We start from the raw sequence: 14,175 nt of genomic DNA, 5'->3' as shown, positions 1-14,175 counted from the left end.
CTAAACTGCTTATTATAAGTGGACAGCTAAAAAGGAGTACAAATTTATGCAAGTCATAGGTATCAAGGAACTTCAAACCAATCCGGGTAAACTGACCAAGGCATTTCAGGACAATGACTACCTTTTAATTACCAAACACGGTCAACCGCTAGGGCTGGCATTGCCTTTTGCTGAAGGTGTGATGGAGCAGGGGTTATTGCCGTGGTTTGCCATCAAAGGCTTTCAAAGTGGTGATTTGAGTTTGGGACAACTCAGCAAAGCACTCGGTAAAAATCAACACGAAACCATCAAGTTATTGGATTTATTGGGCGTTCCTGTTGCTGATTACGATTTTTCCGAAGATTTGGTGGCAATTGAGAAGCTGTTGGCGGCATGAAAGTTATCGTCAGTGATACCACTAGTTTGATTGCATTGGAAGGTTTGCAGGCACTGGACTTGCTGTGTGCGGTGTTTGATAGCATCCTGATTCCACACGCGGTATTGAATGAACTCGTGGCAGGTTCGCCCGATATTATCCATAAAATCAAGGCAACAGCCTGTATTGAAATCATCCGGCTTGAGCCTTCCGAGCAACTTAGCAGCCTTCAATTTGTGTTGGATGCAGGTGAGGCGGAAGCCATTACCTTAGCCTTGGAACGTCAACTCCCGATCTTGATTGATGAGCGCAAAGGACGGGCAATTGCCCAGCAAAAACACCTGATCGTCACAGGTTTTGCGGGGTTGTTGCTGTTGGCAATCAGGAAAAGCGTGTTACAGCCAGTATCTGCGCAAGCTCTGCTTGATCAAGCAATCCGCAATGGTTTTAGGATGTCTGACAAGCTTTATCAGCAGGTTTTGGCAGCTTATCGAGTGGGGTAGGGTGTTACCGCCCACTCACCGCCAACTTCTTGCCATTCGTCGGGCAATCGCAGGCTGTAACGTTACATTCGGCTATTGTCTGGGGCAGTTTAAGGAGTTATCCCCAATGACGAATGACATCAAAATCATCCTAGTGGTGCTTGTTGTAACCTTTATCTTAATGCTGTTAGCCAACAATGATTGTTGGGGGAATTGCCGCGACCTATGGAGCTGGTTTTCCATTTCGCGTTAAGGTTTGAAGGTTTTTTGCGCGATTCTTCGCTATACTCGCCGCCAATGACAGCCACATTTTAGCGAGGGAATGCCGTGTCAAAGATTACACAAGCGTTGTTACTGTTTGTTCTATTTATCACCCCGTTTGCCCATGCCGAAGAGCCGCTCAGAGTAGGGATCAAACCCTCTGAGCCGTGGGTTATGTACGATGCCACCAAGCCAGCCGCCGAGCGTCAACCCAGTGGTTTCAGCGTGGAGTTGTGGCAGGAAATTGCGAAACGCTTGGGGCGCACTACCGAGTGGGTCTATTTTGACACCACCAATGATTTGGTGAGTGCGGTCGAAAAACAGCAAGTTGATGCTGGTATTTCTGCACTCACGGTGACGGCAGAGCGTGAAAAGCGCGTCAATTTTTCTAACTCAATGTATGAATTGGGTTTGCAAATCATGGTGTCGCCCGAACACCAACAATCTAACCCGTTTTTAGTCATGCTCACTGAATTAGGTAAGCTGTTTACTTGGCAAAGCGGTTTGCTGTTGTTGTTGATGTTGATCACCACCGCCCACATCCGCTTGTGGATTGACCGCCACGACAAACACCACGCCACCATGCCAGCCGGTTATGTCGCGGGGATTCGTGAATCGTTTTGGTGGGGTTTGACCATGTTATTGACGTGGGAAACGCCGCACAGTCGCGGGTTAGCGCGGGTGGTGGACTTGTCTTGGCACTTGTTAGGGCTGATTTTAATGAGCGTGGTGACAGCAGTAGTGACCACCGCGCTGACAGCACAAGCCGTGAGTGGCACGATTCGCACCGAGAAAGATTTGCCCGGTAAAACCGTTGCCGCTGTTGCTACCGATGCGCCGCGTCAATGGCTGGAACAAAACGGCATTAACGTAACACCCGTGCAAACCTTGGATGAGGGCATGGCGCGGTTACGCAAAGGCGAAGTCGATGCACTGGTACACGATGGCCCGCGCCTATTGTACTTAGCGAATCAGGCCAATCAAAAAGCTGGTAAATCGGTGTTAGCGGTCGTGCCAGTGAGCTTTAACCCGCAAAGTTACGGTATCGCCTTCCCCGATAACAGCCCGTTGCGCGAGCCAGCAAACCAAGTGCTGATGCAATTGCGCGAAGTGGAAAGCGGTAACAGTTTCCACCAAACCTTGCGCGAAAAGTGGTTACGCCAAGAATAAACGATCCGCGTAGGGGCGTAGTGGATACGCCCCCTTCGTGTCCGTTATTTAGTCGCGGTAACGCCGGGTAATGTCTTGGTACGCATCAATGCGCCGATCCCGCAAGTAAGGCCACCAGCGGCGTACTTGTTCGGTGCGATCCATATCCAAGGTGACGACCAATTCGGTGGTGCTGGTGGTATCCGCCTGCGCCAGCAATTCCCCTTGCCAGCCGACAATCATGCTCGAACCCCAAAATTGACTGCCAGCGGTTTGCGCACTGGGGTCGCCTTCAAAGCCTACCCGATTGGCACTTAATACCGGAATATTGTTGGCTACTGCGTGGGAACGTTGCACCGTGATCCATGCGTCGCGTTGCCGCGCTTGCTCTTCCGGGGTGTCTTGCGGGTTCCAGCCAATCGCGGTGGGGTAAAGCAGTAATTCCGCTCCAGCTAAAGCCATTAACCGCGCTGCTTCGGGATACCATTGATCCCAACACACCAATACGCCCAAGGTGGCGAGGCTGGTTTTAATTGGGGTAAAGCCCAAATCGCCGGGGGTGAAATAGAATTTCTCGTAGTAACCGGGGTCATCGGGGATGTGCATTTTGCGGTATTTCCCCGCAATGCTACCGTCAGTATCCAGCACCACTGCCGTATTGTGATACAAACCCGTGGCGCGTTTTTCAAACAAGGAACACACAATCACAATCCCCAGTTCCGCCGCGAGTTGCCCCAAGGTATCGGTGCTAGGGCCGGGAATGGTTTCGGCTAAATCGAAGTAATCGGTGTCTTCCACTTGGCAAAAATACAGCCCGGTGTGTAATTCCTGCAACATCACGAGGTTTGCACCTTGCGCGGCGGCACGCCGGATGCCTTGAATGCTGCTGGCTAAATTAGCAGCGTAATCGGCGCAATTGCTGTGTTGTACCACAGCGACGGTGAGTGGACGGCTCATGCAGTGACGACCTCGTGTGGAATTTGCATAGTGACGCAGTGGAGACTGCCGTTTTGGGCAATCAACGCACGGCAATCAATCGGAATAATGTCATGCTGCGGAAATGCCGCTTGGGTTTGCGCAATCGCTATCGGGTCGGTGCGCTCATCGCCATACACCGGCAATAATACCGCACCATTAACGATTAAAAAGTTCACGTAACTGGCGGGCAAACGTCGTCCGTCTGCATAAATACCCGCTGGCAATGGCACTGGCAACAAGCGATACGGCGTGCCATCCGCTTGACGCAATGCCTGCAACTCGGTTTGCATTGCCTGCAACGCGCCGTAGTGTGAATCGCTAGGGTCATCGCAACTCATGTAAATCAGGGTGTGCGCATCGGCGAAACGTGCCAGCGTATCAATGTGTGCGTCGGTGTCGTCGCCTTCCAGATGCCCGTTTGCCAGCCACAAAATCCGTTCCACCCCTAAACTGCTGCGCAATTGGGTTTCAATCTGAGCGCGGTCGAGGCTAGGGTTGCGATTGGGGTTAAGCAGGCAAATCTCGGTGGTGAGTAACGTGCCTTGCCCGTCAGTTTCGAGACTGCCGCCTTCCATGACCAGCGGGTGTGCTTCGAGCGTTTGACCCGTTAGCAACGGGTGTTGCAACAGTTTGGCATTGACCGCATTATCTAAGGCCGCGTCGAATTTGCCGCCCCAAGCGTTGAAAGTGAAGTCCAATAAGCGCGGTTTGCCCGCGACCAGCACCGTAATAAAGCCAAAATCCCGCGCCCAAGTATCGTTGTAAGGCATTTGCACGCAATGCACCCGCCCGCGCTCGCTGCTGCTGGCAGCTAAAACGCTTTCAATGTGGGCTTGATGCGCATCATCATGGCATAACAATAACACGGCTTCGCGTTGGCTAATCGCCTGCACGATTTCGGTGTAACAGATTTCGGCGGCGGCGAGGTTATCCGCCCAATCGGTGTCGGGGTGAGGCCAAGCCAATAGCACACCCCATTGGTTGTGCCATTCGGGAAGAAAATTGCGTGATTCCATCAATATACCTTTGCTAATGCTGCATTAAACGTCGCACTGGGGCGCATCACCGCCGCTGTTTTTGCCGGATCAGCATAATAATACCCGCCCAAATCCACCGCCTGACCTTGCACCGCATTCAACTCCGCGACAATCGTTTGCTCATTTGCCGTTAATGCTTGTGCCAGCGGCGCGAACTGTGCGGCTAATTCTATATCATCTGTTTGTGCTGCCAAGGCTTCCGCCCAGTACATCGCCAGATAGAAATGGCTACCGCGTGTATCCAACTGCCCGGTTCTGGGCGACGGTGACTTACGGTTATCCAATAGCTTGCCGGTTGCTAAATCCAGCGTCGTTGCCAGAATCTTGGCACGTGGACTGCCTGTCTGGATAGCGACTTCTTCCAGTGATACCGCCAGTGCTAAAAATTCACCTAACGAATCCCAACGCAAGTGGTTTTCACCGGTCAATTGCTGTACATGCTTCGGCGCGGAACCACCCGCACCGGTTTCAAACAGACTGCCACCCGCCATCAACGGCACAATCGACAGCATTTTGGCACTGGTTCCCAACTCCATGATCGGGAACAAATCCGTCAGGTAGTCGCGCAAAATATTGCCCGTCACGGAGATCGTATCCATGCCGCGTACAATCCGCTCCAAGGTGAAACGCATCGCCCGCATTTGCGACATAATGTGAATTTCCACGCCCGTCAGGTCATGGTCTTGCAGATACAGGTTCACTTTTTTGATTAATTCGGCTTCATGTGGACGGTACGGATCAAGCCAGAATACCGCTGGGGTGTTCGACTGACGCGCCCGATTTACCGCCAATTTTACCCAGTCACGTATTGGCGCGTCCTTCACTTGGCACATGCGCCAAATGTCACCCGCTTCGACGTGTTGTTCCATCAGCACTTTGCCTTGGTCATCCACAATCCGCGCCACGCCATCCGCAGGCACTTCAAACGTCTTGTCGTGCGAACCGTACTCTTCCGCCTGTTGTGCCATCAAACCCACGTTAGGCACAGAACCCATTGTTGCCGGGTCAAACGCGCCGTTGGTTTTGCAGAAATTAATCATTTCCTGATAAATACGCGCAAAGGTGCTTTCAGGAATCACCGCTTTGGTGTCCTTGAGCTTGCCATCCACGCCCCACATTTTGCCGCCATTGCGGATCATCGCAGGCATGGACGCATCCACAATCACATCATTCGGCGCGTGCAAATTGGTAATGCCTTTGTCGGAATCGACCATCGCAATTTCCGGCTGATTGGCGTAACAAGCTTGAATATCCACCTCAATTTCCGCGCGTTTTTCCGCAGGCAGCGACTGAATTTTCTCGTAAACACTGCTCATGCCATTGTTTGGATTAACGCCCAACTGCGCAAACAGTTCGCCGTGTTTGGCAAATAAATCCTTGAAAAATACCTTGACCGCATGACCAAACACGATGGGATGCGACACTTTCATCATGGTGGCTTTGACGTGCAGGGAAAGCATAATGCCGGTTTCTTTCGCATCTGCTAATTGCTCTTCATAGAACGCGCACAAGGCTTTTTTGCTCATGAACATGCCGTCGATGATTTCGTCTTTCAGCAGCGAGGTTTTTTCCTTTAAGCGCATGACTTGACCATTCGCCATCACCAGTTCCATGCGTACATCGCAATTACGATCCATCGTCATGGACTTTTCGCTGGAATAAAAATCACCACGACGCATAAACGAAACGTGAGTACGTGATGCCGGACTCCATTTACCCATCGAATGCGGGTTTTTCTGCGCGTAACGTTTCACCGCTGGTGGTGCACGCCGGTCGGAATTACCTTCACGCAATACCGGGTTCACCGCGCTGCCTAATACTTTGGCGTAACGGGTCAGCAACTGCTTTTCAGCATCCGTTTGCGGGTTTTCGGGGTATTCCGGCACGGCAAAACCCTTGGCACGCAGCTCGGTAATCGCGGCTTTCAATTGCGGCATTGAGGCACTGATATTGGGTAACTTAATGATATTAGTGTCTGAAACTTGCGTCAGACGACCCAATTCCGCCAGATTATCCGGTACACGTTGCGTCTCAGTCAGGTAATCGGGGAATTCCGCCAGAATACGCGCTGCCACTGAAATATCACTTTGCGTGACCTCAATACCGGCGGCTTGCGTAAACGTTTTAACGATGGGTAATAACGAATACGTTGCCAGCAACGGTGCTTCATCGGTGAGTGTATAAATAATGGTCGGATTTTGAACGGTCATGCGCTTCCCCTAGCGGTCAAGATACAAAAATTGGCGCATTATCATATCACGTTGTTTTGCGTATATCACTTTAGAGATATGACTTGAATCAATCTTGCGTCAATAAATGCTTTTTAAGCCTCCCCTGACACAGAGGAGGCTGGGAAGGGTTTCTTAAAGGATCGCGAATGCTTGTTCCAGATCCGCAATAATGTCGTCGATGTGTTCGATCCCAACACTGATGCGGATAGTTTCCGGGCGTACACCCGCTCGCAGTTGTTCGTCTCCGGTCAACTGGCGGTGAGTGGTGGAAGCAGGGTGGCAAGCCAGTGATTTTGCGTCGCCAATATTGACCAAGCGTTTAATCACTGATGTTACGCAGTCCGACCTCTCCTCGACTATATTTCAGGTATGAATCAAACACGTCTTGACCTCTACACCGACTACCTGACCGTGACCTTTGGCTACGCCACAGCAACGGGTTTATCCCAATTATTGGACGGCGAAATTAGCCACGATGCGATCAGTCGTTTTCTTTCGGGAGATGAGTACACCTCGAAAGACCTGTGGAAACAGGTAAAAAAGACCGTCAGGGAGGTCGAATCAGCCGATGGCATCCTGATCATCGACGATACGGTGCAAGAAAAGCCCTACATGGACGAAAACGATCTAATTTGTTGGCATTACGACCACTGCAAAGGGCGTAATATCAAGGGAATCAACTTGTTAAACTGTCTATATCATAGCAATGGTGCATCCATTCCTGTTGCATTTGAACTGATACGGAAACCGTTCCGTTTCTGTGACATCAATACACGCCAAGAAAAGCGGTGCAGCGATGTCACCAAAAATGAGCAAATGCGCTCCATGATTGACACCTGCATTCAAAACCAACTGACATTTTCATGGGTGTTGAGCGACATTTGGTTCGCCTCCGCCGAGAATATGGAACACATCAAGGAGAAACGGCAAAAGGACTTCATTATGGCATTGAAAAGTAACCGATTAGTGGCATTGAGCGAAGTAGACAGCAAGGCAAAACGTTACACACGACTCGACCAATTGGTATGGACAGAACAAAAAGCCATCAAGGGCTGGTTGAAGGGGCTAACCTTCCCCGTCAAGCTCGCCCGGCAAGTCTTTACGAACAAAGACGGCAGCAGCGGCATTTTGTATCTGGTCTGTAGCCGCTTGGCAGCAGAGTGGGACGAAATCACGACAACCTACCAAAAACGGTGGAAAGTCGAGGTCTTCCATAAATCGCTCAAATCCAATGCTGCCTTTGCGAAATCCCCTGCCCACACCGCTAAAACACAAGCGAATCACTTATTCGCCTCCATCGTCGCCGTCTTCAAAATGGAGTGTTTGACCATCAGCAAGCATCTTAACCACTTTGCCTTGCGTTCAAAGCTCTACGCCAAGGCAATTCGGGGCGCTTTTGATGAGCTACAGGTGCTTAGGGCTGCGTAACATCAGTTAATCATCTGCAATTGGTCGTAGAACTTAATGCCTGCGTCAAAGCCGCCTTTGATCCCGAAGGTCATGAGGGATGCGGGTTTGCCATCGAAGTATTTTTGCGCCAGCGCGTGATACTTGTCTTCAGGCAATGCTGCAAAGTTAACCCATTCGACTTTCGGGTGGTTTTGCAGGTATTTAGCGACGGCAATAGCGTTATCGCAGTGGCGTTCCATCCGCAATGCCAGTGTTTCTAACCCTTGCAAAATCAAGAAGGCATTGAAGGGCGACAACGCCGAGCCGGTATTGCGCAATGGCACTGTCCGCGCCCGCCCGATATAAGCTGCCGCACCCAACGCTTCGGTGTATACCACGCCGTGATAAGAGGGTTCAGGCTGATTTAATACCGGGTAACGTTCTTTGTGGTCTGCCCAAGGGAATTTGCCGGAATCGACAATAATCCCCCCGAGGGAATTGCCGTGCCCGCCGATGTATTTGGTGAGGGCGTGTACTACGATGTCCGCGCCGTAATCAATCGGCGTACACAAAATCGGGGTTGCCACGGTGTTATCGACGATGACCGCGACCCCGTGTTTGTGAGCCGCGCTGGCAATGGCTTCGATGTCAACGATATTGCCCGCTGGGTTGCCGATGGTTTCGCAGAAAACCGCTTTGGTTTTGGCATCAATCAGCTTTTCAATGGCTTCCGGGCTGTCGTTTTCCGCAAAACGCACTTCGATACCCTGTTTAGGCAACATGTGCGCAAACAAAGTATACGTGCCGCCGTACAGTTGCGGGGTAGCAACGATATTGTCGCCCGCTTCCGCAATCGTCAGGATCGCGTAATTGATTGCCGCCATCCCGGAGCTGACGACTAATCCGGCTAAACCGCCTTCGAGTTCCGCTACCCGCTTTTCCAGCACGTCGTTAGTGGGGTTCATCAAACGTGTGTAAATGTTGCCCGGAACTGCGAGGTTGAACAAATCTGCGCCATGCTGTGCATTGTCAAACTCGTAAGAAACGGTTTGGTAAATCGGCACAGCAACCGATTTGGTAGTCGGGTCGGTGGTATAGCCACCGTGGATTGAAATAGTTTCTTTTTTCATGGATGAGTCCTCCTTTGGTTGGAGGTGAAGGTATACCACAGCGTCGGCGATTTTGCATGGTTCATTGCCTGTGTGCATCTTCCTCAAATAGCTCGCAAATGCTCCAGCGTTTCTGGATACTTTTCAACCAAACGCATTAATAGAACCGCATGAGGATTAGGTTTACTACGCCCTTGCTCCCAACTTTCTACGGTGCGCGGGTTTGTACGTATCGCATTAGCGAATACAGAGCGCGACAAGTGGCGAGATTCACGTAATTTCAATATTTCACTGGGCTGAATTGCAGGCGATTCGAGTACCTCTAATTGCACTCGTTTCAAGGTGATTTTGCCCTCACGCTCTGCTTTGAGTGCTTCAACACCTTCCATCAATTCGTCAAATAAATTACGTTTTTTCATGCTAATCACCTTATTCGGACATGATGTTATTGTGGATAGCGCAACTTCAATTCGGATTCAAGGAATGCCTTAAACGCCACTTTTTGCTTGCTGGTCAAGTCGCTTGCCTCATCCTTATCATAAATAGCGAACAACAAGAATTCCAAAGCATTGGTTTGGTAGTAGTAAATAACCCTCAAACCACCACGCTTACCTTTTCCCCGCCGCTTGTCTTCAAAACGAATTTTCCGCAAACCACCTGTACTCGCAATGACATCGCCTGCTTTGGGACTTTCGATTAATAAACGTTGAAAATCCCTGTACTCATCGTCGTTCAGATAATCCTCACGAAATCGCTCAAAAGATGGTAACTCCACAAAACTGGGCAGTTGAGGCATAACTTTTCTCTAGTATCACTTTGCAACAACTATACGATAACTTCGTATAGTTGACAACGAAAGGGAGTCTGAACTTGCTTGCGTAACACAGCGTCGGCGATTTTGCATGGTTCGTTACTTTTGTGCATCTTCTTGGGCTATTGCGCGGTATAATTTGCTGCATAATCAAAAATCTGAGGATGTCGCTATGCCGCACCTGTTATTGCGCCTGTTGTTGTGTGTATTGCTGTTGGTAGGAAGCAGTGTTCATGCCAAACCGTTGACCCCCGAACAAGTACCGGAGCCGCTCAAACCGTGGGTAGGCTGGGTGCTGGATGAACACCCCGATTACCAATGTCCTTATTTGTATAACGCGGAGCAGCGTCAGTGCGCTTGGCCGGGGCGATTGGAGCTGCAATTAACCGATCAAGGCGGCACATTTACCCAGCATTGGCAGGTGTATGGCGAAACTCAGGTGCGTTTACCCGGTGATGCGCAACATTGGCCGCAGCAAGTGCGTCAAGGCGAGAATACGACGTTAGCCGTGACGGAAGAAGACGGTTATCCGGTGATTACTTTGCCCGCTGGCAGCCACGATTTGAGCGGGCAATTCGTCTGGGATAAATTGCCGGAAGCGTTATTTGTAGCTCCTGATACCGGTTTGGTGCAGTTGAGTGTGAACGGTACGCCGATTGCCGCCCCGGAATTTAATACAGCGGGCAGTCTGTGGTTAAGCCGTACTCAGCAAGAAGCCAGCGAAGACAATCTTGATGTGCAAGTATTCCGCAAAGTTCACGACTCCCACCCGTTAGACGTTACCACCAGCATTCAACTGCGCGTCGCAGGCAAGCAACGCCATGTAGAACTGGCTCCGGTATTGCTGGAAGGTTTTATCCCGTTGCGTTTAGATAGCCCACTGCCGACACGCATGGGGCAAGACGGTAAGTTGCAAGTGCAATTGCGCCCCGGCGAATGGACGCTGACCTTAACCGGGCGTGCTTTGGGGAATGTGCAGCAATTAGCGTTACCTGCGAGTGCCGCACCTTGGCCTAGTGAAGAAGTGTGGGTGTTTGAAGCCGATCCGAGTATGCGTCAAGTCCAGGTTGAGGGCGTGAATAGCGTTGACCCCAGCCAAACCCGTTTACCGGAAGCTTGGGCAAGTTTGCCCGCGTATTTATTGACCGCTGGTACCGCAATGCAATTGGTGGAACAACACCGTGGAATGGCAGATAGTCCCGCGCAAATTCGGTTAAATCGTCAGTTGTGGCTGGATTTCGATGGCAAAGGTTACACCCTGCAAGACCAGTTAAGCGGCACATTAGCCCAGCAATCGCGCTTGGAAGTGTTGCCGGAAATGCGTCTGGGGCGGGTGAGTCTGGATGGTGAACCGCAATTGATTACCCGTCCGCCAGAAGGTCAAGCCGATGGGGTGGAAGTACGTCAACGTGCGTTAAATCTGGAAGCGGATAGCCGTTATGAAGCAGGTAATGCGCAATTGCCGGTAAGCGGTTGGCAGCAGGAATTGCAGCAGGTGCAAACCACTTTGCATTTACCACCGGGTTGGTTGTTGTTTGCGGCACAAGGCACGGATAATTTGCCTGCCACTTGGTTGCAGCAATGGGATTTGCTGGATTTGTTTTTGGTGCTGCTGATTGTGGTGGCTACCGGGTATTTGTACGGCTGGCGATGGAGTGCCGTAGCAGGTGTGGCGTTGGTATTGACTTGGCATTTGGATGACGCGCCGCAATTCATTTGGTTGAATTTACTGGCGGTGGTGGCAATGTTACGTGCGTTGCCCGCAGGTGCGGTGCAGACTTGGCTGGAACGTTACCGTTGGGCGAGTTTGCTGATGTTGGTGCTGATTATGTTGCCGTTTACTTTGTCGACAGTGCGCATGGCAATGTACCCGCAGTTAGCTGGTCATGAAGGCGTGAGTGGCGGTTTTGGCGGTGTGCTTGAAGGTGAAGCCGTGCCTGCCGCAGCACCTGTTGCCGTGCCCGCACCTATGCCCGCCGCGCCAGTTGCTGATATGGCAGCGGATGCAGTAACTGAGGTGGCAGAAATGCAGCAACAAGTCGAGCAACGTGTCGCTGCCAAAGTCAAAGCAGCGGTAGAACCGGGGAGTAATGAATACAGTGATGCCGGTTCGTCTTACCTGAAATCAGGGATTGATGCGAAACGCGAAGCCAATTTGCGCAATATTGACCCTAACAGCATGATTCAGACCGGGCCGGGTTTACCGCGTTGGCAAGGGAATCAAGTGGTGCTGGAATGGTCGGGGGTGATTACCCCGGATGAGCGCGCGAATTTGTGGCTATTGCCGCCTTGGGCATATTCCTTGTTGAAAATCATGGGTGTGATTGTGATGTTTTTATTGGCATTACGTTTGGCAATGGCGGCAAAACCGGGTGGTGGCTGGTGGCAACGTTTACGTCATCCGGCGACTTGGTGGCAAGCCAGTGCGTCGGTGTTACTGATTTTACCGTTATGGATGGGGCAGCCGCCCGCCGCATTTGCCGCAGAACCGCCGTCTCCGGCACTACTGGAAACCTTGCAAGAGCGTTTATTACGCGCCCCGGATTGTTTGCCGGGATGTGCGCAAATCGACGCGATGGATATGCAATTACAAGCTAACGCGCTGCAATTGCGCTTGCGGGTACACGCCGCCGAAACCGTCGCGTTGCCATTGCCGGGAAGCCAAAGCACGTGGATGCCGCAAACTGTATTGCTGAACGGTGCGGCGACAACCGCGTTGCGCCGTGATGAAGAGCAGCGTTTGTGGGTGGTGTTAACGCAAGGCCAGCACGAAGTAGTGTTGCAAGGTGAATTGCCCAGCCGCAGCAGTTTGGCATTGCCGTTACCGTTGAAACCGCATCGGGTGATTTGGCAGGGTGAAGGCTGGCAGGTGGATGGGTTGCGCGATAACGGGGTTCCCGATGATCAGTTGCAACTCAATCGTACTGCCGCGTTGGATAATGCCACCACGCAAGATTCCCCGACATTGCCCGCGTTTGTGAAAATTCAGCGGCGGTTGGATTTGGGGTTAGACTGGTACGTGGTAACAACCATTAGTCGGGTGTCTGACAGTGCCGCGCCGATTAGTTTAGCGATTCCGTTATTGCCCGGTGAACAGCCGTTGAGTGAGCAATTCGCGCTTAAAGACAATGCCTTACAGGTGAATTTAAAGCCGCAACAAGACAAGCTGGAATGGACTTCGCGCCTGCCGCCGAGCACCACCATTGCCTTGACTGCGAGCAATAATCCGTCATGGTTGGAAGAGTGGCAAGTTGCAGCCAGCCCGGTGTGGCACGTTGAAGCCAGCGGTTTACCGGTCAATGCTTACCAAGAAGATGCCAAGCAGGGCGTATTGTTGTGGAAACCTTGGGCTGGTGAAACCTTGCAATTGGCAGTCAATCGTCCGCAAGGCACTGCCGGACAAACCGTGACGATTCTCGCCAGTCAGGTAAATATTGAAGTGGGCAAACGCGCCCGCGACGTGAGTTTGCGCCTGAATTTACACAGCAGCCGGGGTTCACAACACCCGATTACCTTGCCGGAAAATGCGGTATTGAAAAGCCTGACGGTGGATGGCGTTAAACAGGCGATCCAGCAACAGCAAGGCAAAGTCATGCTGCCATTATTGCCGCGTAAACAAGAAGTAGTGCTGGAATGGCAGGAAACGGGGGCGATTCCATTGCTGTACCGTTTCCCGACGCTGGATTTGGGCTTGCCGAGTGTGAACAGCGAATTCCGTTTGGTAATGCCGCAAGACCGCTGGGTATTGTGGACGCACGGGCCATTGCTGGGGCCTGCGGTATTATTCTGGGGAATGCTGGCGGTATTGTTGGTGCTGGCGATTTTACTGGGGCGTTCGGGTTTGACCCCGTTGAAAGCTTGGCAGTGGTTTTTGCTGGGTGTCGGGTTAAGTCAAAGCAGCCCGTATTTAATGGTGTTGCTGGCGATTTGGTTGATTGCGCTGGCAATGCGCGGCAAATACAACAAGGTGTTGCCGTATTGGAAATTTAACCTGATGCAAGTGGCGTTGGTGTGCCTGACGGTGTTGGCATTGCCTGCATTGATTGGTGCGGTTGCCAATGGGTTGCTGGGTTTGCCGGATATGCAGATTGCCGGTAACGGTTCGTGGGCGCAGCAATTGCTGTGGTATCAGGATCGTTCCGCGCCAGTGTTGGTGCAACCAGTGGCGGTGAGCGTGCCGTTGTTGTTTTACCGCTTGCTGATGTTGGCTTGGGCATTGTGGCTGGCAGTCGCCTTATTGGGTTGGTTACGTTGGGGTTGGCAGGCATTGAATCACGGCGGTTTGTGGCAAGCCACGCCACCGCGTGCGCCGAAACCCTCTGCAACACCAACAACACCAGCGGTGGAGAAAGCGGTCAGTGCAGAGTGATGAA

At 51.7% G+C, this 14,175-nt stretch carries 11 protein-coding genes and 1 pseudogene; 5 read left to right on the top strand and 7 right to left on the bottom strand.

The window, feature by feature from the left end; genetic code table 11:
- Positions 1-46 precede the first annotated feature (46 nt).
- The 3 genes from J9260_RS10185 (at position 47) to J9260_RS10175 (ending at position 2,268) form a co-directional block, all read left to right on the top strand.
- The gene (locus tag J9260_RS10185; protein ID WP_210217678.1) at positions 47-376 is read left to right on the top strand and encodes a UPF0175 family protein; all 330 of its coding nucleotides are present in this window, start codon (positions 47-49) and stop codon (positions 374-376) included.
- Positions 373-858 (top strand): PIN domain-containing protein, encoded by a 486-nt coding sequence (locus J9260_RS10180; RefSeq protein WP_210217677.1) that lies wholly within the window; start codon positions 373-375, stop codon positions 856-858. The genes J9260_RS10185 and J9260_RS10180 overlap by 4 nt, the downstream gene beginning before the upstream one ends.
- A gap of 306 nt (positions 859-1,164) precedes the next feature.
- Entirely contained in the window at positions 1,165-2,268 is a 1,104-nt protein-coding gene (locus J9260_RS10175) for a transporter substrate-binding domain-containing protein (protein WP_210217676.1), read from the top strand.
- Positions 2,269-2,316: 48 nt separating this feature from the next.
- Here J9260_RS10175 and J9260_RS10170 read toward each other — a convergent pair whose 3' ends face one another.
- From J9260_RS10170 to J9260_RS10155, 4 genes and pseudogenes are all read right to left on the bottom strand, one after another.
- Positions 2,317-3,204: a carbon-nitrogen hydrolase gene (locus J9260_RS10170; RefSeq protein ID WP_210217675.1), complete on the bottom strand. Its 888-nt coding sequence runs from the start codon at positions 3,202-3,204 to the stop codon at positions 2,317-2,319.
- Positions 3,201-4,241 carry an agmatine deiminase family protein gene (locus J9260_RS10165; RefSeq protein WP_210217674.1) on the bottom strand — a complete coding sequence of 347 codons (1,041 nt, stop codon included), beginning with the start codon at positions 4,239-4,241 and terminating at the stop codon, positions 3,201-3,203. The genes J9260_RS10170 and J9260_RS10165 overlap by 4 nt, the downstream gene beginning before the upstream one ends.
- Complete coding sequence (locus J9260_RS10160; protein ID WP_210217673.1) at positions 4,241-6,472, bottom strand: NADP-dependent isocitrate dehydrogenase; 2,232 nt, start codon at positions 6,470-6,472, stop codon at positions 4,241-4,243. The genes J9260_RS10165 and J9260_RS10160 overlap by 1 nt, the downstream gene beginning before the upstream one ends.
- Before the next feature lie 153 nt (positions 6,473-6,625).
- Positions 6,626-6,820: pseudogene (locus J9260_RS10155) on the bottom strand (PLP-dependent transferase); the annotation flags it as partial.
- A 42-nt stretch (positions 6,821-6,862) separates the two neighbouring features.
- Between J9260_RS10155 and J9260_RS10150 the strand changes: the two are divergent.
- Complete coding sequence (locus J9260_RS10150; protein WP_210217672.1) at positions 6,863-7,921, top strand: IS701 family transposase; 1,059 nt, start codon at positions 6,863-6,865, stop codon at positions 7,919-7,921.
- A gap of 2 nt (positions 7,922-7,923) precedes the next feature.
- On the opposite strand, the gene J9260_RS10145 is transcribed toward J9260_RS10150, so the two are convergent.
- The 3 genes from J9260_RS10145 to J9260_RS10135 all read right to left on the bottom strand — a co-directional run bounded on the left by J9260_RS10145 (position 7,924) and on the right by J9260_RS10135 (position 9,787).
- Positions 7,924-9,012: an O-acetylhomoserine aminocarboxypropyltransferase/cysteine synthase family protein gene (locus J9260_RS10145; protein WP_246499385.1), complete on the bottom strand. Its 1,089-nt coding sequence runs from the start codon at positions 9,010-9,012 to the stop codon at positions 7,924-7,926.
- Between the two features lie 83 nt (positions 9,013-9,095).
- A complete protein-coding gene (locus J9260_RS10140; protein WP_210217671.1) occupies positions 9,096-9,410 on the bottom strand; it encodes a helix-turn-helix domain-containing protein in 315 nt (104 codons plus the stop codon).
- A gap of 26 nt (positions 9,411-9,436) precedes the next feature.
- Complete coding sequence (locus J9260_RS10135) at positions 9,437-9,787, bottom strand: addiction module toxin RelE (protein ID WP_210217670.1); 351 nt, start codon at positions 9,785-9,787, stop codon at positions 9,437-9,439.
- A 187-nt stretch (positions 9,788-9,974) separates the two neighbouring features.
- Here J9260_RS10135 and J9260_RS10130 point away from each other — a divergent pair, with 187 nt between their 5' ends.
- The gene (locus J9260_RS10130) at positions 9,975-14,171 is read left to right on the top strand and encodes a hypothetical protein (protein ID WP_210217669.1); all 4,197 of its coding nucleotides are present in this window, start codon (positions 9,975-9,977) and stop codon (positions 14,169-14,171) included.
- Positions 14,172-14,175: the final 4 nt, after the last annotated feature.

Source organism: Thiothrix unzii, assembly GCF_017901175.1.
Taxonomy (GTDB): Bacteria; Pseudomonadota; Gammaproteobacteria; order Thiotrichales; family Thiotrichaceae; genus Thiothrix; species Thiothrix unzii.
This window is presented reverse-complemented; position numbering and strand designations above follow the sequence as displayed.

Coding starts and splice junctions, on each gene's coding strand:
- J9260_RS10160 (WP_210217673.1), bottom strand. CDS start 6,472: ATGACCGTTCAAAATCCGACCATTATTTATACACTCACCGATGAAGCA.
- J9260_RS10140 (WP_210217671.1), bottom strand. CDS start 9,410: ATGAAAAAACGTAATTTATTTGACGAATTGATGGAAGGTGTTGAAGCA.
- J9260_RS10145 (WP_246499385.1), bottom strand. CDS start 9,012: ATGAAAAAAGAAACTATTTCAATCCACGGTGGCTATACCACCGACCCG.
- J9260_RS10130 (WP_210217669.1), top strand. CDS start 9,975: ATGCCGCACCTGTTATTGCGCCTGTTGTTGTGTGTATTGCTGTTGGTA.
- J9260_RS10165 (WP_210217674.1), bottom strand. CDS start 4,241: ATGGAATCACGCAATTTTCTTCCCGAATGGCACAACCAATGGGGTGTG.
- J9260_RS10135 (WP_210217670.1), bottom strand. CDS start 9,787: ATGCCTCAACTGCCCAGTTTTGTGGAGTTACCATCTTTTGAGCGATTT.
- J9260_RS10150 (WP_210217672.1), top strand. CDS start 6,863: ATGAATCAAACACGTCTTGACCTCTACACCGACTACCTGACCGTGACC.
- J9260_RS10180 (WP_210217677.1), top strand. CDS start 373: ATGAAAGTTATCGTCAGTGATACCACTAGTTTGATTGCATTGGAAGGT.
- J9260_RS10170 (WP_210217675.1), bottom strand. CDS start 3,204: ATGAGCCGTCCACTCACCGTCGCTGTGGTACAACACAGCAATTGCGCC.
- J9260_RS10185 (WP_210217678.1), top strand. CDS start 47: ATGCAAGTCATAGGTATCAAGGAACTTCAAACCAATCCGGGTAAACTG.